This is a genomic window from Micromonospora zingiberis (genome assembly GCF_004331455.1).
Lineage (GTDB): Bacteria > Actinomycetota > Actinomycetes > Mycobacteriales > Micromonosporaceae > Micromonospora > Micromonospora zingiberis.
On record NZ_SJJR01000004.1, the window covers coordinates 205508 to 224879 of the forward strand.

At 71.7% G+C, this 19372-nt stretch carries 18 protein-coding genes; 7 read left to right on the forward strand and 11 right to left on the reverse strand.

All coding sequences use genetic code 11. The features are described from left to right. Positions 1–5 precede the first annotated feature (5 nt). Both E0H26_RS08600 and eda read right to left on the reverse strand, forming a co-directional pair. Entirely contained in the window at positions 6–1106 is a 1101-nt protein-coding gene (locus E0H26_RS08600; protein ID WP_131302968.1) for a sugar kinase, read from the reverse strand. A 6-nt stretch (positions 1107–1112) separates the two neighbouring features. Further along, positions 1113–1733: a bifunctional 4-hydroxy-2-oxoglutarate aldolase/2-dehydro-3-deoxy-phosphogluconate aldolase gene (eda, locus tag E0H26_RS08605; RefSeq protein WP_240742074.1), complete on the reverse strand. Its 621-nt coding sequence runs from the start codon at positions 1731–1733 to the stop codon at positions 1113–1115. 89 nt (positions 1734–1822) lie between these two features. Between eda and E0H26_RS08610 the strand changes: the two genes are divergently transcribed. From E0H26_RS08610 to E0H26_RS08620, 3 genes are all read left to right on the forward strand, one after another. Continuing rightward, positions 1823–2599 (forward strand): IclR family transcriptional regulator, encoded by a 777-nt coding sequence (locus tag E0H26_RS08610; RefSeq protein WP_131302972.1) that lies wholly within the window; start codon positions 1823–1825, stop codon positions 2597–2599. A gap of 178 nt (positions 2600–2777) precedes the next feature. Continuing rightward, entirely contained in the window at positions 2778–3443 is a 666-nt protein-coding gene (locus tag E0H26_RS08615) for a YceI family protein (RefSeq protein WP_131302974.1), read from the forward strand. Between the two features lie 153 nt (positions 3444–3596). Further along, on the forward strand, positions 3597–4229 hold the full coding sequence (locus E0H26_RS08620) for an HNH endonuclease family protein (protein ID WP_131302976.1): 633 nt from the start codon (positions 3597–3599) through the stop codon (positions 4227–4229). 93 nt (positions 4230–4322) lie between these two features. On the opposite strand, the gene E0H26_RS08625 is transcribed toward E0H26_RS08620, so the two are convergent. From E0H26_RS08625 to E0H26_RS08635, 3 genes are all read right to left on the reverse strand, one after another. Next, positions 4323–6074 (reverse strand): ABC transporter ATP-binding protein, encoded by a 1752-nt coding sequence (locus E0H26_RS08625; RefSeq protein WP_131302978.1) that lies wholly within the window; start codon positions 6072–6074, stop codon positions 4323–4325. After that, the gene (locus tag E0H26_RS08630; protein ID WP_131302980.1) at positions 6071–7762 is read right to left on the reverse strand and encodes an ABC transporter transmembrane domain-containing protein; all 1692 of its coding nucleotides are present in this window, start codon (positions 7760–7762) and stop codon (positions 6071–6073) included. The genes E0H26_RS08625 and E0H26_RS08630 overlap by 4 nt, the downstream gene beginning before the upstream one ends. Positions 7763–7905: 143 nt before the next feature. Beyond that, entirely contained in the window at positions 7906–9378 is a 1473-nt protein-coding gene (locus E0H26_RS08635; RefSeq protein WP_131302982.1) for a thrombospondin type 3 repeat-containing protein, read from the reverse strand. A 131-nt stretch (positions 9379–9509) separates the two neighbouring features. Here E0H26_RS08635 and E0H26_RS08640 point away from each other — a divergent pair, with 131 nt between their 5' ends. Continuing rightward, complete coding sequence (locus E0H26_RS08640; RefSeq protein WP_131302984.1) at positions 9510–11042, forward strand: LuxR family transcriptional regulator; 1533 nt, start codon at positions 9510–9512, stop codon at positions 11040–11042. Positions 11043–11078: 36 nt separating this feature from the next. Here the strand turns inward: E0H26_RS08640 and E0H26_RS08645 are convergent, their stop codons facing one another. Together E0H26_RS08645 and E0H26_RS08650 are read right to left on the reverse strand one after the other, a co-directional pair. Beyond that, positions 11079–12158, reverse strand: coding sequence for a TFIIB-type zinc ribbon-containing protein (locus E0H26_RS08645; RefSeq protein ID WP_131302986.1), 1080 nt, complete (start codon positions 12156–12158; stop codon positions 11079–11081). A gap of 28 nt (positions 12159–12186) precedes the next feature. Next, positions 12187–13299, reverse strand: a complete 1113-nt coding sequence (locus E0H26_RS08650) for an SPFH domain-containing protein (protein WP_131302988.1) — start codon at positions 13297–13299, stop codon at positions 12187–12189. 173 nt (positions 13300–13472) lie between these two features. Here E0H26_RS08650 and E0H26_RS08655 point away from each other — a divergent pair, with 173 nt between their 5' ends. Then, positions 13473–14423: a DUF4034 domain-containing protein gene (locus E0H26_RS08655; RefSeq protein ID WP_131302990.1), complete on the forward strand. Its 951-nt coding sequence runs from the start codon at positions 13473–13475 to the stop codon at positions 14421–14423. On the opposite strand, the gene E0H26_RS08660 is transcribed toward E0H26_RS08655, so the two are convergent. Next, positions 14420–15040 (reverse strand): L-threonylcarbamoyladenylate synthase, encoded by a 621-nt coding sequence (locus E0H26_RS08660; protein WP_131302992.1) that lies wholly within the window; start codon positions 15038–15040, stop codon positions 14420–14422. The genes E0H26_RS08655 and E0H26_RS08660 overlap by 4 nt on opposite strands. 85 nt (positions 15041–15125) lie before the next feature. Here E0H26_RS08660 and E0H26_RS08665 point away from each other — a divergent pair, with 85 nt between their 5' ends. Next, on the forward strand, positions 15126–15512 hold the full coding sequence (locus E0H26_RS08665) for a hypothetical protein (RefSeq protein ID WP_131302994.1): 387 nt from the start codon (positions 15126–15128) through the stop codon (positions 15510–15512). 78 nt (positions 15513–15590) lie between these two features. On the opposite strand, the gene E0H26_RS08670 is transcribed toward E0H26_RS08665, so the two are convergent. The 3 genes from E0H26_RS08670 to E0H26_RS08680 form a co-directional block, all read right to left on the reverse strand. Beyond that, positions 15591–15872: an amphi-Trp domain-containing protein gene (locus E0H26_RS08670; RefSeq protein WP_131302996.1), complete on the reverse strand. Its 282-nt coding sequence runs from the start codon at positions 15870–15872 to the stop codon at positions 15591–15593. A gap of 65 nt (positions 15873–15937) precedes the next feature. Then, the gene (locus E0H26_RS08675; protein ID WP_131302998.1) at positions 15938–16621 is read right to left on the reverse strand and encodes a YoaK family protein; all 684 of its coding nucleotides are present in this window, start codon (positions 16619–16621) and stop codon (positions 15938–15940) included. Positions 16622–16759: 138 nt separating this feature from the next. After that, entirely contained in the window at positions 16760–18223 is a 1464-nt protein-coding gene (locus E0H26_RS08680) for a cation:dicarboxylate symporter family transporter (RefSeq protein WP_131303000.1), read from the reverse strand. A gap of 184 nt (positions 18224–18407) precedes the next feature. Here E0H26_RS08680 and E0H26_RS08685 point away from each other — a divergent pair, with 184 nt between their 5' ends. Further along, positions 18408–19364, forward strand: a complete 957-nt coding sequence (locus E0H26_RS08685) for a TAXI family TRAP transporter solute-binding subunit (RefSeq protein WP_131303002.1) — start codon at positions 18408–18410, stop codon at positions 19362–19364. Positions 19365–19372 lie beyond the last annotated feature (8 nt).

The window sequence follows — 19372 nt, forward strand, 5'->3', positions numbered from 1 at the left end:
TCGGGTCAGCGCTGCACCCGGGCCCCGGCGCCGCGCATCAGCGCCTCGACCTCCTTGCGGTTGGCCATCGAGGTGTCGCCGGGGGTGGTCATGGCCAGCGCGCCGTGGGCGGCACCGTACTCCACGGCGGTGGCCAGGTCGTGCTGCGCCAGCAGTCCGTAGATCAACCCGGAGGCGAAGCTGTCGCCGCCGCCCACCCGGTCCATGATCTCCAGGCCGGGGCGGTGCGTCGCCTCGACGAATCCGCCGGCCGCCCAGGCGATGGCACCCCAGTCGTTGACGGTCGCGCTGCGTACGGTGCGCAGCGTGGTGGCCACCACCCGGAAGTTGTCGAACTCCTTGGTGACCTCGTCGATCATCCGCTGGAAGTTGGTCACCTCCAGTTCGGAGAGGCTGGCGTCGGTGTCGGGCACCTCGAAGCCGAGCGAGGCGGTGAAGTCCTCCTCGTTGCCGATCATGACGTCGACGTACCGGGCGAGCCGCCGGTTGACCTCCTGTGCGCGGGCCTGCCCGCCGACCGCCTTCCAGAGGCTGGGCCGGTAGTTGAGGTCGTACGAGATGATCGTGCCGTGCCGGCGGGCGGCGACCATGGCCGCCTCGATGGTCTCCGGCGTGGTCTCCGACAGCGCGGCGTAGATGCCGCCGGTGTGCAGCCAGCGCACCCCGAGGTCGCCGAAGAGGTGATCCCAGTCGACGTCGTCGGCGCGTAGTTGGCTCGCGGCGGTGTGGCCCCGGTCGGAGGTGCCGACGGCGCCGCGTACGCCGAAACCTCGCTCGGTGAAGTTCAGACCGTTGCGTACGCTGCGACCGAGGCCGTCGTACGCCATCCAGCGGATGAACGACGGGTCGACGCCGCCCTGAAGGATCAGGTCCTCCAGCAGCCGTCCCACCTCGTTGTCGGCGAACGCGGTGACGATGGCGGTCCGCAGCCCGAAGCAGCGGCGCAGTCCCCGGGCCACGTTGTACTCACCGCCGCCCTCCCAGGCCCGGAAGGTGCGGGCGGTGCGCACCCGTCCCTCACCGGGGTCGAGGCGCAGCATCACCTCGCCGAGCGAGACGAGGTCGTACCGGCACTGGTCGGCGGGGCGCAGGTCGAGAATGGGCATCGCGGATCAGATCTCCCGGGCGGCGGTCACGGCGGCGGCGGTCAGCGTGGTCACGTCGTCCCACCGGCCCTCGGCGAGCAGGCTGGGAGCGACCATCCAGGTCCCGCCGACGGCGAGGACCGCGGGCAGGCTCAGGTAGTCGCGCAGGTTGTCGGTGTTCACGCCCCCGGTGGGGATGAACCGTACGGACCGGAACGGCGCGGCCAACGCCTTGATCATGGTGGTTCCGCCGAGCTGCCCGGCGGGGAAGAACTTGACCGTGTCCAGGCCGGCGTCGATGGCCATCTGGATCTCGGTCGGGGTGGCGGCGCCCGGGAAGACGGGGACGCCGACCTGCTGGCAGTGGGCGACCACGCGCGGGCTGAAGCCGGGGCTGACGATGAACCGGGCGCCGGCCGCGACGGCCTCGTCCACCTGGGCCGGCGTCAGTACGGTGCCGGCGCCGACGAAGAGGTCCGGGTCCTCGGACATGACCCGGATGGCGTCGGCGGCGGCGTCGGTGCGGAAGGTCACCTCGACGCTGCGCAGGCCACCGGCGGTCAGTGCGGCGCCGAGCGGGGCGGCGTCGCGGGCGTCGTCGAGCACCACGACCGGAAGGATCCGGCCCGCGGCGATGGTCTCCGACACACCGGCCGGCTGTTCAGAAGGATGAACGGCAGTCACATACGTGACCCTACTGCTGATCCCGGCGATGTCAATCCCGCTACAGTGACGCCATGACATCCGCCGAGGGGTTCCAGCCGGTCAAGTCGGCCGGGCGCACGCTGGAGGTGCTGGAGACCCTCGCCGCCTCCGGCGGCCGGCGATCCCTCGGCGACCTCGCCCGGGACCTGGGCATCCCGAAGAGCAGCCTGCACGGCATCCTGCGCACGATGATGCAGCGCGGCTGGGTGGAGGCCGACGACACCGGCACCCGGTTCGGGTTGGGCGTACGCGCCCTCCAGGTCGGCGCCGCGTACCTGGACACCGACGACGCGGTCGGGCTGCTCGCCGGCGTCCTGGACGACCTGTCCGGGCAGTTCGGTGAGACCGTGCACCTCGGCCGCCTCGACGGGGCGCACGTGGTCTACACCGCCAAGCGGGAGTCCATGCACCCGCTGCGGCTGTACAGCGCCATCGGGCGACGCCTGCCGGCACACGCCACCGCGCTGGGCAAGGTGCTGCTCGCCGAGCGCGCCGACGAGACGGTCGAGACGATCATCGGGACCTCCCCGGCGCCGCTGACCCGGCACACCATCACCGACCTCGCGGCCCTGCACGCCGACCTGGCCGTCAGTCGGGACCGGGGATACGCCGTCGACCACGAGGAGAACACCGAGGGCATCGTCTGCTTCGCGGTCGCCGTGCCGCTGCACACTCCCGCCGTGGACGCGATCAGCCTCTCCATCCCGGTGGCCCGCCTCGACGGGCACCTCGAAGAGCGCGTGGTGGCGGCGCTGCGCCGCGCGGTCGACCAGGTCCGCGCCGCGCGCGGTCTGCTCACCGTCAGCTGACCGGCGCAGCGCGGGCGGGCCGGTGGGCCGGTGGGCTGGTGATTGTCCTCACGATCAGCCCTCCTCGGGCGAGGGAAAACGCCCCTGACCTCCCTATGCTTGGCTTCGATGATCGTTTCGGGCCGGTCCGGCGTCAGCGGGTGGGCCCTGGGTGACGCGGGGGAGGAAGTGGCGAGCGATGACCGGTTCCACGCGGATCTGGGACGGCATGTCCATCCCCGCACCCGGCAGCTACGAGCTTGACGCCGCGCACAAGCGGGTCGGGTTCGTCGCCCGGCACATGATGGTCAGCCCGGTACGCGGCGAGTTCCGTACGGCGAGCGCCCACATCACGGTCGCGGAGAATCCCCTGGAGTCCTCGATCGTGGCGAGCATCCGGGCGGACAGCATCGACACCGCCAACGTCGACCGCGACGTTCACCTGCGCAGCGCCGACTTCCTCGACGTCCAGCGGTATCCGACCCTGGAGTACCGCAGCACCGGCATCGCCGCCCTCGACCAGACCGACCCGATCTTCTACTGGGCCAAGCTGAAGAACCACCGGCTCGGTCGCCGGGCGGTGCTGGACGAGCCGTCGCCGCCGGCGCACCCGGCGACCACGCGGTTCGTGCTGGCCGGCGAGCTGACCGTCAAGGGGCTCACCCGTCCGGTGGACCTACAGGTCGAGTTCGGCGGGGCCCGGCGCGATCCGTACGGGCAGGACATCTTCGGGTTCAGCGCCACGGCGGAGATCAACCGCGAGGACTACGGCCTGGTCTGGAACGTGGCCCTGGACAGCGGCGGCGTCCTGGTCGGCCGCAACATCCGCATCGAGATCGCCGGCGAGGCCATCCGGCAGGGGTAGGCCCCATCGGTCTTCACCTCGGGTTCACGGCCTTTTCCGGCGCTAAGACACTCATTGATCACGATGTCTGCGACAATCCGTCTGTCGCAGGCCACGCCCATCAGCCGGGCCACCCCCACCCGCCGTGGTCGGCGACAGTCAGGAGTCGACCCAATGGCTCGCCTACCCAGGGCCGCCCTCACCACGGCGGTCGCCGTCGTCCTGTCCATCGTGCTGGTCCCACCGCCGGCCCACGCCACCCCGCCCAACATCCCCTCGTACAGCACGGCGGTGAGCCGACTCAACGCGCTCACCGTCGCCGCCGAGTCGCACCAGTCCAGCTACAACCGGGATCTCTTCCCGCACTGGATCACGATCACCGGCACCTGCAACGCCCGGGAGCAGGTCCTCAAGCGCGACGGCACCAACGTCGTCGTCGACGCGAGCTGCTACCCGACCTCCGGGTCCTGGTACAGCCCGTACGACGGCCTGACCCGCACCAGCCCCTCGCAGATCGACATCGACCACATGGTGCCGCTCGCCGAGGCGTGGCGCTCCGGGGCCTGGGCCTGGAGCACCGCGCAGCGGCAGACCTACGCCAACGACCTCGGCGGCCCCGAGCTGTGGGCGGTCACCAGCACGGTGAACCAGTCCAAGGGCGACAAGGACCCGGCCGCGTGGAAGCCGCCGCGCGCGGCGTTCCACTGCACCTACGCCCGCGCCTGGATCCAGGTGAAGTGGTACTACGGGCTCTCCGTGGACAGCGCGGAGAAGTCGGCCCTCAGCTCGATGCTCGGCACCTGCTGAGCCGTACCGACCCGGACTGCCCGGGGGTGGCACCGATCGGCGCCACCCCCGGCGTCTGTCCCGCACGACTGACCCGGGGCGCGGCCCGGTAGGTCAGCGTCGCCAGGCCGCCCAGAGTTCGGCGTACCGGCCACCGGCCTCGACGAGGTCGTCCGGGCGGCCGAGTTCGACGATGCGGCCGCGCGACATCACCGCGACCCGGTCACAGGCATGGGCCTGGGTGAGCCGGTGGGCCACGACGATCGCGGTGCGGCCACGGATCACCGCCTGGCTGGCCAGCTCCAACTGGTGGGCGCCCGCACTGCCGGCCTCCGCGCTCGCCTCGTCCAGCACGACGATCGGCGGGTCGAGCAGGGCTATCCGGGCCAGCGCCAACTGCTGGGCCTGGCCGGGTGTGATCGGATGCTCGCCGTCGCCGACCCTGGTCGCCAGTCCGGCCGGCAACGCGGCGACCCAGCCGTCCGCGTCGACCAGGCGCAACGCGGCGTGCAACTGCTCGTCGGTGGCGTGCGGAGCGGCCAGCCGCAGGTCGTCGGCGAGGGTGCCGGCGAAGACGTGCACCTCCTGGGTGACCACGCCGACGGTGCGGCGCAGGTCGTCGGGGCCGAGGTCGCCGATCAACCGGCCACCGAGCCACACCGCGCCGTCGGCGGCCGGGAACACCCCGCCGAGGATGGCCGCGAGGGTCGTCTTGCCGGCGCCGCTCTCGCCCACGATCGCCAACGACTCACCTTCGGCGATCTCGATCGTCACGTCGTGTACGACCGTCGGACCGTCGGCGTAGCGGTGCCACACCGACTTGGCGGTGATGCCGGCCGGCGCCCGGGTGGCCAGCTCACCGGCCCGCCCCGCCGGTACGTCCACCTCGGTGACGCCGACCAGGCGGGCGAGCGCCGCGCCGGCCGACTGGATGTCGTTGAACGACATCAGCAGCATGCCGAGCGGGCCGAAGAGGCGGTGGAACAGCAGCGCGGCGGCGGTCACCTCGCCGACACTGCTGTCCCCGGAGCGGACCAGCAGAAACCCGGTGAACAGGACGGCGGTCAGCCCGATCGCCTCGGCGTAGTTCATCATGTTCGCGAACCAGAGGAACCCGCGTACCGCCCGGAGCCGGGCGTCGGCCGCGTCGCGTGAGGCCCGCTCCACCCGCTGGCTCTGCCGCTGCTGCATGCCGTACGCGTGCACCGTCCGGACTCCGCCGAAGGTGGTCAGCAGGTGTTGGGTACGGACCGCGGCGGCCTGCCGTTCGGCGGCGTAGAGCCGTTTCGCCCGGGGGGTGAACCGGCGCAGACTCAGCGCGTACACCGGGACGATGACCAGGAACGCGACGGCGATGCGCCAGTCCAGCGCCGCGAAGCCGGCGACGGTGACCACGACGGTCACCAGCGCGATGAAGACCCCCGCGGCCAGCCGGATCGAGTCGGTCACCTGTTCCACGTCCTCGGTGACGCGCGCGGCGACGTCGCCGGAACCGGCGTTCTCCAGCCGCGCCGAGTCCATCCGCAGCGCGTGGTCGAGGACCTCCTCCCGCAGGTCGGCGCAGGCCCGCATGCCCCACTCGGTGACCAGCCAACGGGACGCGCCGGTCAGCACCGCGGCGGCGAATCCCGCGCCGAGGATCCAGGCCGAGGTCAGCAGCAACGACCGGGTGGTGCCGGCGGCGACCACCAGGTCGACCAGCCGGCCGAGCAACAGCGGTACGACGACCGCGGCGGCGCTGGCCGCCAGCGACGCCGCGACCGAGGCCCAGCCGAGCATCGGGTGGCGCCGCAACGAGCGCCAGAAGGAGACCAGGGTGGCCCGGCCGGTGGCGACCGGAAGGATGGTGGACGTCGGGTCGCTCATCGCAGCACCACCTCGGCGTACGCGGATCGGGCGAGCAGGTCGCGGTGGCGTCCGACGGCCGCGACCCGGCCGGCGTGCACGAAGACGACCCGGTCGCAGCGGTCGAGCAGCGGTGCGCTGGTGGTGACCAGGACGGTGGCCCGCGCGTCGCCGGTGCGGTGCTCGCGTACCCCCTCGGCGATGGCGTGCTCGGTGACCGCGTCGACCGCCGTGGTGGGATCGCGCAGCACGGTGATCGGCCGGTCGGCGAGCAGCGCCCGGGCCAGGGCGAGGCGCTGCCGCTGACCACCGGACAGGTCCAGCCCTCGGTCCAGCAGCTCCCGGTCCAGCCCTTCGTCGCCGTCGGCGAGCACGTCCACGCAGGCGGCGGCGATGCTCCGGCGTACCGCCGCGTCGTCGTGGTCGTCTCCGGTGTGCAGCACCTCGCGCAGCGTCGCGCCGAACAGGTCCACCGCGTGCGGCTCGACGAGCACGATCCGGCGCAGCGCGGCGACGTCGAGGTCGCGTACCGGCGTGTCGGCCAACGTCACCTCGCCCCGGTCGGGGTGCCGCCCCCCGGCCAGCAGTTCGGTGATGCCGTCGGCGGTGACCGTCTGCTCGGTGACGACACCGAGCAACTCGCCGGGACGTACGGTGAGGCTGACGCCGTCCAGGCCCGGGGCGTGCACGTCGTCGAGGACCAGCGCGCCCGGCCGCGCCGCCGCGCCGCCGGACGGGGCCGGCTCGGGTGCGGCGAGCACCTCGGCCACCCGGGCCGCGCTGGCCCGGGCGGTCGCCAGCCGGAAGACGCAGTCGGCGAGGTTGAGCACCGGGTCGCTGATGAACGTCGCCAATCCGACGATGGTGATGAGTTCACCGACGGTGATCCGCCCCTGTAGGGCGAACCAGCCGGCCAACGCCGCCACCACCGTGACCAGCAGGCCGGTGGTGAACGTCGACACGCCGACGAAGGTGGCGCCGGCCCGGACCGCGCCGAGGTTGGCCCGCAGCGACGTACGGCTGGCCGCCCGGTAGCGGCGGGCGGCCTCGTCGACCCCGCCGAACCCGCGCAGCGGCCGGAGCCCGCGCAGCAGGTCGGACGCGGTCGCGGCGGCCCGACCGATGGCCTGTTGCTGTGCCGAGGTGTGCCGCTCCACCACCGGCCCGAGGGCGTTGAGCCCGAGCACCAGCAGCGGAACGCCCACCACCAGCCCGAGCCCGAGCGACCAGTCGATGCGCAGCAGCACCACCGTCGCCACGGTCAGGCCGATCAGCGCGGACACCATCCGGCTGCCCAGCTCCAGCATTTCGGCGGCGGCCTGGGTGTCGGAGGTCGCGATCGACAGCAACTCCCCGTTCTGGCGGTTGGTCCGGATTCCCCGTCCGGTGAGCACCCGCCTGACCACCTGCATCCGCAGGCTGTGCGACTCCTGGACCACCGCCTTGGACAGGAACCAGAACCCGAACCGCCAGCCCATGGTGAGCGCGACGAAGAGGGCGAAGATCCCCAGCACCGACCAGGCCATCGCCGTGGTCGACCCGGTTCCCACGGCCTGGTCGATGACCACGCCGATGGCCACCGGTACGAGCGCCTCGCACACCTGGTGCAGTGACCAGAATCCGGCGCACAACGCCGTGTCGCGGCGTTGGCGCCGGAACATGCCGCCGATCAGGCGGCCGGTCGGTGCCGGTGCAGGGGAGTCCGTCATCCGCGCCTCGCTTCTGAAGTTAGGCAAGCCTAACTTGTCGCGCCGGCAAGCTGAACGGGTGGTGGCGACCGCGACGACGCCCCGAACGGCACGCCGCCCGTCCGGTGACGACCGGACGGGCGACGTCGGCTGCCTTGCCGAGGTCAGCAGAGCCCGTTGCAACCGCCGGGGTTCGGTGGCGGCCCGCTCAGCCACGGCTGCGGCTGGCCGGGTACGTGCTCCGGCTGTGCCCCGGTGATCCGTGGCTCGGAGAAGACCGTGTTGTACGCGTTGGCGGTGTCGTCGACGTAGATGATGCCGGTCAGCTTGTTCTCCGGAATGGTGCCGTCGGCGTACTTCGGCGTCCAGTTGCGGACCGGCGTGATGTTCGTGCCGACGATCCGGGTGAACCCGTCGCTGCCGGTGAGGATGGACACCGCGTCACCGGTGTAGTCGGGGTCGACATAACCGTGATCACCCTCGGGATCGCCGTGTCCGCTGCCGTCGTCACCCCCGTCGTCGCCGTGTCCGCCGCCGGAGGAGTCGTCATCCCCGGAGTCGTAGTACATGTTGACGCCGTCGTCGCAGCTGCCGCTCGCGTCGCAGGTGGTGATGGTCTGGTTGCCGGAGGTGTGCGTCGAACTGTTGTAGATGACCGACTCCGTCCTGATGGTGCCGACCTCCTTGCCGTCCTCGTCGTAGACGTGGTAGATCGTCTCCAACCAGGTGTCCAGCTTCCCGTTCGTCGAGTGGGTCTTCGACGTGGTCTCGCTGACCAGGCGTCCGTGCGGGTCCCAGACCGTGGTGGTCTCCTCGATGTAGCGGTCGCCGTCCTTGCCCCGCTCCTCGTACTGGTGCAGGACGGTGTTGCCGCGCGAGTCGTCGGCGTTGAAGTGCTCCCGCACCGAACCGCCCGGCACCAGGTCGACGACGTCGCGGGACCCGTCGGCGTAGTGCAGCCGGTAGTCGAAGTCGTCGAACCAGCCGCCCTTCTCGGTCTTCACGACGCCGCCGTACGCGGCGGGGCTCTGCCCCGTCACGCCGGGGTCGTACTCGACGAAGTGCGAGTCGAACGGAGTCAGCAGGCTGCCGGTCAGCGAGTCGCCGACGGACTGCGAGATCTTGCCACGGCCGATCGCGACGCCGTCCCGCCGCACCGACAGCTTCAACTCGTCGAACTGCTTGAGGTCGATGCCCAGCCGGGTGTAGGTGTCCTGCCGGACCGGCATCGCGAAGACACCGATGGCCGGCAGGTTCGTCGTCTCCTCCTTGAGCTTGAGAATCTCCGCCGGGAAGGCGAGGAAGCTGCCGCGTCCGTACGAGAAGGACGGCAACTTGTTGACCGAGGCCAGCTCGACCGCCACCTGAAGGCTCGGCGTGCTCTGTGGGTCGTGGGGGTCGGTGCCGGCGGCCAACTCGTCGGCGTCGCTGAAACCGTCCTTGTCGCTGTCGACCACCCGCCAGGACAGGTAACAGCCGGTCGGGTCACAGATCCGGGCGTACGACAGCCGGGACCGCTCCGGCGCCTCCGTCGGCTTGTCGGCGGAAGCGGCGGTGCCGGTGGCGGTCAACGCGAGCGGTATGGCGAACAGTGGAGCGACGAGCATCGCCACTCTCTTGCGATTACGGAGGATCATGAGCCGTACCGTCGCACCCGCCGGGCCCGGCCCAGGTCACTGAGTCGGCAACCAGTCCGATCCCACCGTCGACCTGGGAAAGACCCCAGCTAGGGTGTGCCTGCTGAACCCGCCCGACGAAGGTGACGGACGTGGAGATCGACCGGCATGCCCATGGGCCGGAGGACGCCGACCGGCTGCTCGCCGCCGCCGACCGCGCCGGTGACCCGGTGACCGCCGCGCGACTGGTGGCCGAGGCATTCGTCGCGGTGTCCCGTACCGCCGACGCGGCCACCCTGCCGCCGATGGTCCGGCGACTGGCGATGCTGCGGGCCCGGTCGGCATTCCCGCAGGTCGAGCGCGAGCGCCGGCACCGCGAGGTCGAGTTCGTGTACCACGCCATCGCCTGCGCGGTCGGCGCCCGCACCGGCCGCCGGCTCGCCCGGCCCGAGCCGACCCACCAACGGCTGGCCGACCCGGACGAGGCGTTGCGCCTGTTCACCGCCGCCGGGCTGCACGACGACCCGCTGTACGTGGAGTGCGCGATGATCGCGATGCTCAGCGCGCAGCGACCCGACCAGGTCCGGCCGAACTTCGCCCACCTGGTCGAACCGTGGCTGGCGGACGGCATCGTGGACCCGGCCCGCCGGGCGCGACTGACCACCATGCTGGGCATGGGCGACGCCTGGTCCGGTGACCTGCTGCGCGGCCGGGCCACGCTGCGCCGCGCGTACGGGTATGCCGTCGCGGCCGGGCGGCTCGACCTACAGGCCGAGATCGTCTCCTGGCTGGCCAAGTGTGAGGCGCTCTGCGGCGACCTCGCGGAGTCCCGGCGCCGGCTGACCGAGGCGCGGGTGCTCGCGGCCCGCTCCGGCTCCGCCTGGGTGGGGTTCCACATCGCCGAGTGCGCCGCCGCACTGCACCTGGCCAGCGGCGACATCGACGCCTGGGTCGGCGTCATCGGGCGCCTCGTCGGCTCGGCGGTCGGCGCCAACTCGGGGCTGGTCTTCGAGCACCGCTGGGAGTTGGCCACGTACCACGCGCTGCGCGGTGATGCCGGCGCCGCGCGGTCGGTCATCGAGTCCATTGCGGATCCACCGCTGGACTGGCCCGGCGCACCGGCGCTGCCCGCCTGGCGGGCGTGGATCGCCGACCCGGACGATCCGGCGGCGATGGCCTGGCTCGAACGGGCCCTGTCCGGGCTCAACCGGCCGGTGGAACGGCTGTCGCGGGCCCGGCTGGCCTGGTTGCTCGGCGCGCGGCACGCCCACGCCGGCCGCCGGGCCGACGCGATCCGGTTGCTGGAACTGGCCAGCAGCGAGTACGCGGCGACCGGCGCCGCCGGGCTGCTCGCCCGCGTCGCCGTCGACCTGCACGCGATCGCGGAACCGTTCGCCGCCGCCAGCGGGCCGCCGAAGCGCGCGGGCGACGTCCCCGACCCGGCCGGCGCCGACCCGGCACCGGTGACGTCCTCCGGTCCTACCGGCTCGTCGGGGCCCGCCGGTGTCGCGCTGACCGCCACCGAACGCCGGGTCGCCGCCGCCGTCGCCGAGGGACTGAGCAACCAGGAGGTGGCCGGGCGGCTGTCGGTGTCGGCCAAGACGATCGAGTTCCACCTCGGCAACATCTACCGCAAGCTCGGCGTACGCAACCGCACCGAACTCGTCCGCCACCTGTTGCGCTGACCGCAGCGTGCCGATCGGTCGTCGCGCCGAACGCCGCTACGGGGCCAGCACGAACGCCACCACGACCGCCGCGACCAGCGCCAGCGCGGCCAGCACCGCGAAGGCGATCTTGGCTCTGCTGTACGGGCGATCGCCGATGACCTCGCCGGTGCGGGCGTTGACCAGCACCTGGTACGAGCGTCCGTGGTGCAGGTACGCGGCGATCCACACCGGCAGCAGGAGCAGCTTGTACGTGACGTCCGAGTAGCTGGTGTCCACGGCGCTGACCCGCTGTTCGTCACCGCCGATGTCGGACCGGCAGTCCTGCTCGATTGCCTGTGCCATCCGGGTCTTCGCCGTGGCCAGTCCCGCCTCCGGCTCGGTGTCGTAGCGCAACGCGTGGTACCCGGCCAGGTAGTCCCCGTCGTAGGCGACCGCCTCGGTCAGTGGCCACGGGGCCAACTGGTCCAGTTGGTCGGCCGGCAGGTGCGTCGTGGCGGGTACGAGCACGTCGTCGAAGTCCCGGCGGACCGTGCCGTTCGCCGGGTGCCACCGGGTGTGCCGCACCTGCCGGGTGCGGACCTCCGCCTTGCCGTTCACCGTCACCGTGTACGTCTCGGCGACGTAGTAGTGCTCGCCGCGCTGGCCCTGGTAGTCCGAGACGGTCCGCGCGTCGAACGTCCAGTGCGGCAGGTACGTGCCCCTGAGCGTCTCCGCCTCGCTGACCTTCTTCAGGCTGTTCGGGGCGAACCAGCGGCTCCGGCACCAGGTGCTCAGCGCGGTGCGTACGCCGGACCGGTCCACGGTGAACGGCAGCACCGCCTCCGGCGCGATGAGTTCACCCGCCGCGTGCTGCGCCACCAGGGGAGCGGCGCAGAACTGGCAGCGCTGGGCGAGGGCGTCGCTCTCGGTCCGGGCGCCGCAGCCCGGACAGCCGAACACGTACGCGCCGACGCTGGCGGCCGGCTTGCGGGGCAGGGTGGCCAGCTGGGCGTACGCGTGTTCGCGTACCTCACGTCCGGCGGCGGCGATCTGCTGCCGGTGCCCGCAGTAGGGGCAGTGCAGCACCGTCGTGCCGGGTGCGTACTGCACCCGGGCACCGCAACCCCCGCAGCCGTACGACGGCGTGTCAGTCATCGGCGTACCTTCCGATCCGGTGCCGGGGTCACTGGGGCGGCAGCGGCGGCGGCACGCTGGCCAGCACCGACGCCAGCTCCGGCAGTTGCCCGGCCGGCTGCCACTGCGCCATGCCGGCCCGCCAGACCAGCGTGTCCGGGCCCAGCGCGCCGGCACCCACCTGCGCGGCCAACCCACCGAGGTCGAACGGGCCCTGCCGCTGCCCGGCGACGCCGATGAACCACTGCGTCTGGTTCGGTAGCGGCGGCGGCTCGGCACCGCCCGGCGCCGTGGTGGCTGCCGTCTCGCCCGCCATGGACCTGGCCATCTGCTGGCCCATCGCCATGCCCATCCCCAGCCCGACGCCGGCACCCGCCTCGCCGCCCGGGTTCTTCGCGGCCTCCTCCAGGGCGGTGGCCGCCTGGTACCGGGTGAAGCGGTCCAGGTCGCCGACCGCGCCCATGCCGGTCCGCTTGTCCAGGGCCCGCTCCACCTCCGGCGGCACCGAGACGTTCTCGATGACGAACTTCGGGATGGCGATGCCGACCTCGGCGAGTTCGGCGGTCAGCACGTCGGCCAGCTGGCGCCCGATCGCGTCCTGGTGGGCCGCCAGGTCCAGCAGCGGCACCCCGGCCGTGGCCAGCGCGTTGCCGAGCCGGCCCACGATGAGCTGACGCAGGTACTCCTGGACCTCTTCGGTGCGGAACTGCGGATCGGTGCCGACCAGCTCCCGCAGCAGCCGCTGCGCGTCCACCACCCGGGCCGCGTACGCGCCGAACGCCCGCAGCCGGACCACCCCGAACTCGGCGTCGCGCAGGATCACCGGGTTCTGGGTGCCCCACTTCATCTCGGTGAACTGGCGGGTGTTGACGAAGTACACCTCGGCCTTGAACGGCGAGTTGAAGCCGTACTTCCAGCCCTTGAGGGTGGACAGGATCGGCAGGTTGCGGGTTTCGAGCGGGTACGTGCCGGGCGGGAAGGCGTCGGCGATCTGCCCCTCGTTGACGAACACCGCCGTCTGGGACTCGCGGACGACCAACTTGGCGCCCATCTTGATCTCGTTCTGGTAGCGGGGGAAGCGCCAGACGATCGTGTCCCGGCTGTCGTCCAGCCATTCGACGATGTCCACGAACTCGCCCCGGAGCCGGTCCATCAGCCCCATCGCGTCCCCCCAATGCCGAGATCATCTACGTGGCGGCGACGATAGCAACCCCGCGCCAGCTGCGGCTCCACCTGCCGTGCGGCGGGGTGACCCGCTCGGCGGAACCCGGGGCCCCCGAGTGGTGAGGGTGATCACCCGATATTCTCGCGCCGCTGCTGCGGGAGGAGATTCACATGTGGCCATTCAAGCGGCGCCGGCCGGAGCCGGTGCTGGTCGTCGACCCGTCGTACGGTGACCCGCGATCGCAGGCGTTGATCGACGCGCTGGGCGCGCGGGACTGGCGTACGGCCCGGGACATCTTCGACGCCGCGCCCGACCCGGACGGCCGGGCCTTCCTGATGGAAGCCGCGGGCACGGTCGACGGCGTGCAGGACTGGATCGGCGAGTGGATCGCCGCCGAACCGCACTCGACGCTTCCGGTGCTGGTACGGGGCTGCCACGCGGTCCACTGGGCGTGGGAGGCCCGGGGCGCGAAGCGTGCCGAGTACACCAAGCAGGAGCAGTTTCGGGAGTTCGCCCGGCGGTTGCGCATCGCCGAGAACTCGTTGGACGAGGTGGTCGACCGCGATCCGGACGACGTGACCGCGCGGACCTGGCTGGTCACCTCCTCCCGGGGGCGGCAGGTCGACGCCGACGAGGCCCGCGCCCGCTTCGACGAGGTGGTCAAGCGGCATCCGACCCACCTGGTGGCGCACGAGCAGCGGTTGCAGTACCTGTGCCCGAAATGGTTCGGCAGCGAGGACGAGATGTTCACCTTCGCCCGCCAGGCCACCGCGTCCGCCCCGGACGGCAGCCTGCTTCCGGAACTGCTGGCCGTCGCGCACATCGAGAAGTGGCTGCGCGAGCCGGCGGAGGACAGGTACATGATCGGCGACGAGGTGGCCGAGGACCTGCTGGCGGCGGCCGAGAAGTCGATCTTCCATCCGTCGTTCCAGCCCGGTCTCGGCTGGGTGCCCCGGGCGAGCGTGTTCGCGCTGGCCTTCGAGTTGGCCCACGAGTTCGAAGCCGCGGCGCGGGTCTTCGAGCTGCTCGGTGACCGGGTCAGCGAGTGGCCCTGGATGTACGTGGGCGACCCGGTCGAGTCCTTCGTCCGATCCCGGGACTGGGTGTACGAGAACCTCTAGGCGAACCGCGCCGGGTCGCCCGCGCCGATGCGGACGATCTCCGGCTCGCCGTCGGAGAAGTCGACCACGGTGGTCGGTTCGGTGCCGCAGTCACCCGCGTCGACCACCGCGTCCACGGCGTGATCGAGCCGTTCCTTGATCTCCCAGCCCTGGGTCAGCGGCTCGTCGTCGCCGGGCAGCAGCAGCGTGCTCGACAGCAGCGGCTCACCCAGCTCGTCGAGCAGGGCCTGGGTGACCGGATGCGCGGGGATGCGTACGCCCACGGTGCGCTTGCGGGGGTGCAGCAGCCGGCGCGGCACCTCCCGGGTGGCCGGGAGGATGAAGGTGTAGCTGCCCGGGGTGGCCGCCTTCACCGCGCGGAAGACCGCGTTGTCGAGCTGCACGAACTGGCCGAGTTGGGCGAAGTCGCGGCACACCAGGGTGAAGTGGTGGCCGCTGTCGAGCTGCCGGATCTCGCGGATGCGGTCCATGCCGTCCTTGTTGCCGAGCTGGCTGCCCAGGGCGAAGCACGAGTCCGTCGGGTAGGCGATCAGCCCGTCCCGGCGCAGGAGGTCGACGACCTGCCCGATGGTGCGCGGCTGCGGGTTGTCCGGGTGCACGTCGAAGTACCTGGCCATGGGCGGAAGCTTAGATCGCGTACGCGGCTGTCGCCTTGCCGACAGTGCCGCACGTCCGTAAAGGTCGACGCTCATCGTTGTCTGTATGGGCGTGCGTGGCTACCCAGACCTGCTCCGGTACCCCGTGATGCCGACCCCGGTACGGGTCACCGTGCTCGTCTTCGGCTTGCTGTCGCTGCTGTTCGCCCTGGCGACCGGGCACCGGCTGCTGACCGAGGGCGGCTCGCTGGGGGCCGCGGTCTTCTTCGCCGTGCTGGCCGTCGGGTGTCTGCTGGTGGCCGCCAGCCTGATCACCCGCCGCCCGTGGGCACCCTATCCGGCGTACGCCCTGGCGGGCCTGCTGGCCGCCGCCTCGCTCGGCCTCTTCGGCGCCATCACCTGCGTCGGGCTGGGCCTGCTGGCCTGGGTGCTCTGGGCGCTGAACACCCGAGCCTCCCGCGACTGGTTCGGCGGCCGGCGTCGGCTGCGCTGAGCCCAAGCCCTCACTCGGGTTAAAAAGGGGCCCCTATACCGCGCCCGGCGTTAACTAGGGGCCCTTCCTTGCTCGGGGTCAGGCGGCTGGGGTCGGGTTCTCGTCCTCGCTGTCCGGGTCGGCGGCCTCCTCGGCGGGCGGGTCGGCCTTCGGGTTGACCCAGGAGAACTCGATCTCGATCGAGAACTCGTCCTTGCCCTCCTGCTCGATCTCCAGCTCGCAGTGCACCTGGTCGGCGACGGCGATGGTGCCCGCCGCACCGTAGAAGACCTGGCCGGTCTCCAACTGGCTGGCCACCTGACGCAGCCAGGCGGCCAGATCCGCCCGCGACACGGTCCGCTCGTCCTCGTAGATATCCATGCCGTCATGCTGACATTCGCCGCGCGGGTGGCGTCCACAGGGTTGCCGACCGGAGCGGGGGAGAGTCAGGACCGTGCGCCCGCCGTCACCTCGCGCCGCCGCACCACCGCGATCATCGCCGTGCCGGCGGCCATCACCACACCGGCCATCAGCAGCGCCAGCGCGCCACTGACCCGCAGGGTGAGAATCGCGGCGGCCAACGCGCCCAGTCCCATCGCGACGATCGCCGCGAACCGGCGCAGCCACGCCGCCCCGGCGCCGCCGGCCACCCGGCTGTCGGTGGAGAGGTTCACCATCGTCATGGTCACCACCACTGTGGAGAGATCCCGGATGCCGATGTGCTTGACCGCCGCGGCCTGCGCGCCGAGCACCAGGGCGAGCAGCCCGGTGGTGACCAGCATCGCGATCGCGCCCGGTGCGCCGGTGCCGAGCCAGATCCCGGCCAGCAGCAGCGTCAGCACGCTCCCGGTGACCAGGACGGCCAGCCCGGACCGGGGCAGCTTCGCCGGGTCCGACGCGTGGCGGGTCAGTCGGGCGGCCAGCACCGCGCCGAGCATGAAGGCCAGCAGCGCCACCAGGTTGTTCAGGACCGGCAGGCCGGAGACGCCGGCCAGGCCGAAGCCGATGAACAGGACATTTCCCGTCATGTTGCCGGTGAATACCCGGTCCAGGGCGAGGTAGCTGACGCCGTCGATCGCCCCCGTCGCCACGGTCAGCACCAGCAGTGGCACCTCGTACGTCTTGGTCATGACCCTTCCGAACCGGCCGTGAGCTGGGCGATCATCCCGCGAGAGTCTACGCAGCGGCGCCCGGCGGGACCCCGCGAACCGCACCGGACGTACGGCCCGGCGGACCACACCCCCGCCGGGCCGTACGTCGCCGAGGCCCTACCGGACCGTCGCCGGTTCTCGATCCGTCGCCTCGCTCGGCGTCGTGACCGGCACCCCGGTTTCCGGCGCCTCGGTGTCGCGGGGCGCCTCGGTGTCGCGGGCCAGGTCCTCGCGCAGCAGCGCCTCGGTGTCCACGCTCGTCGGGTTCGCCAGCACGTAGGCCAGGCGTTCCCGGTCCAACTCGCCGGTCCACCGGGCGATGACCAGGGTGCCGATGCCGTTGCCGGTCAGGTTCGTCAGCGCCCGTCCCTCGGACATGAACCGGTCGATCCCGACGATCAACGCCAGGCCCACCATCGGAATGATGTGGTCGAAGGCCGCGATCGAGGCGGCCAGCGTCACCAGTCCGGCGCCGGAGACGCCCGCGGCTCCGTTGGACGAGACGAGCATGAACAGCAGCAGGGCGATCTGGGTGCCCAGCGGCACGTTGATGTCGAAGGCCTGGGCGATGAAGATCGCGCCCATCGTCATGTAGATCGCGGTGCCGTCGAGGTTGAAGGAGTAGCCGGTCGGGATGGTCAGGCCCACGACGTGCTTGGGCGTACCCGCCGCCTCCATCTTGACCATCATCCGGGGCAGCACCGTCTCCGACGAGGAGGTGCCGAGCACGATCAGCAACTCGTCCTTGATGTAGCGCAGGTACTGGAAGATCTTGAACCCGGCGAGCCGGCAGATCGGGCCGAGGAACAGCAGGATGAACACCAGGCAGGTCAGCCAGAACGCGCCCATGAAGGCGGCCAGGCTGCCGAGGATCTTGCTGCCGTGCTCGCCGATCGTGAAGGCGATGCCGCCGAAGGCGCCCACCGGGGCGACCCACATGACCAGCTTGATGACTCCGAACATGGTCTTGGCCACCGTGTCGAGGGCGGCCACCGCGCGTCGGCCCCGTTGACCGAGCATGGTCAGCGCGACACCGACCAGGATCGCCAGCAGCAGCACCTGGAGCAGTTGCCCGTCCACGAACGCGGACATGAACGAGGTCGGCACCAGCCCCAGGATGAAGTCCTGGATGCCGCTGCCGGCGGCGGCGTTCGCGTTGGCGATGGTGTCGTCGGCGGCGGAGCCGTCGAAGCTGTTCAGGTCGTACCCGAGCCCCTTGCCGGGCTGGAGCAGGTTGATGGTGAGCAACCCGAGGCCGAGCGCCACGACCGTGGTCAGGTTGAAGTAGACCACCGTACGCAGGGCCAGCCCACCGACCTTGGCGAGGTTGCCCAGGCCGGCGATCCCGACGACGACGGTGGCGAAGATGGTCGGCGCGATGACCACCTTGACGAGGTTGATGAACAGCGTCGCCAGCCAGCGCAGCTGCGCGCCCACCTCGGGCAGGGTGATGCCCACGACGATGCCGAGGCCGATGCCGACCAGCACCCAGAAGTACAGGTGCTGCCAGAGCCGTTTACGCCGGGTGGGCGCCGGTGCGGTGGGCGGCGCGGGCAGTTCGGGGGTGGTGGTGTTGGGCATTCTGTCCCTCCTTGGGCCGTGAGGTGAGTCACGGTGGGAGACAGCCTGGCGGCGGGTGACCGCCGTCACCCATCACGCCGGTGATTTCTTGACGTTGCCTTGGCATTGCCTGACGTTTCGTCAACGCTTCCTGGCGTTGCGTGTGGGTTTCCCCGCGCCGGCCGGGCCGGTATATTCGCCGGCCATGGCCGCGCCAGCTTCCCTGCCGACGTCGGCGTTCGCCCTGCCCGCGCCCACTCGGCGGGCGGTGCTCGGCGCGGGGCTGGGGGCGCTGGTGGCGCTGACCGGATGCACCGGCCGGGTGCCCCGGGCGCCGGAACCGTTGCGGCTGGCGACCGGGCCCCCCGGCGCGGTCTACCGCGAGATCGGGCAGGCGTACGCCGACATCCTCCGGCGCGCCTGGCCCGCCCGTACCGTCGAGGTGCTGCACACGGCGGCGGCCGTCGAGAACGCCCGGCTGATCGACGGCAGGGACGCCGAGCTGGCCTTCGTCAACTGCGACGTGGCCGTCGAACACCCCGAGATCCGGGCCCTGAGCCGGGTTTTCGACTCGGTCGTGCACGTGGTGGTGCCGGCGGACTCCTCGATCCACTCGGCGACGGACCTGCACGGTCGGGCCGTCGCGGGCGGTCTGGCGGAGTCCGGCACCCGGTTCGTCGTCACCCGGCTCGCCGAACTGCTCGGGCTCCGCCTGGACTTCCACGCGCTGTCCCAGGCCGACTCGGTGGCGGCCCTGCGCGCCGGGCGGGTCGACGCCGTGGTGAGCCTGACCGGGATGCCGACGCCGGCGGTGTCGCAACTGGCGGCCGGTGGCGACGTGCGGTTGCTGGACCTGACCGACGAGGTCGCCACCATGGCCGCCGAGCACCCACTCGACTACTTCCCGGTCACCATCCCGGCGACGATGTATCCACCGATGGCCTCGGTGGTCACCCTCGCCGTGCCGACCCTGCTCGTCGCCCACGCCTCGATGGCGGCCGACCTGGCGCGGTACCTGACCGGCCTGCTGTTCGACCACGCCGAAGAGCTGTCCGGGGTACGCCCCGAGGCGAGCCAGATCAACCCGCGGACGGGTGCCGCCACCGCGCCGGTGGCCCTGCACCCGGGTGCCCGGGACTGGTTCCGCGCCGCCAAGCCGTGACCACCCAC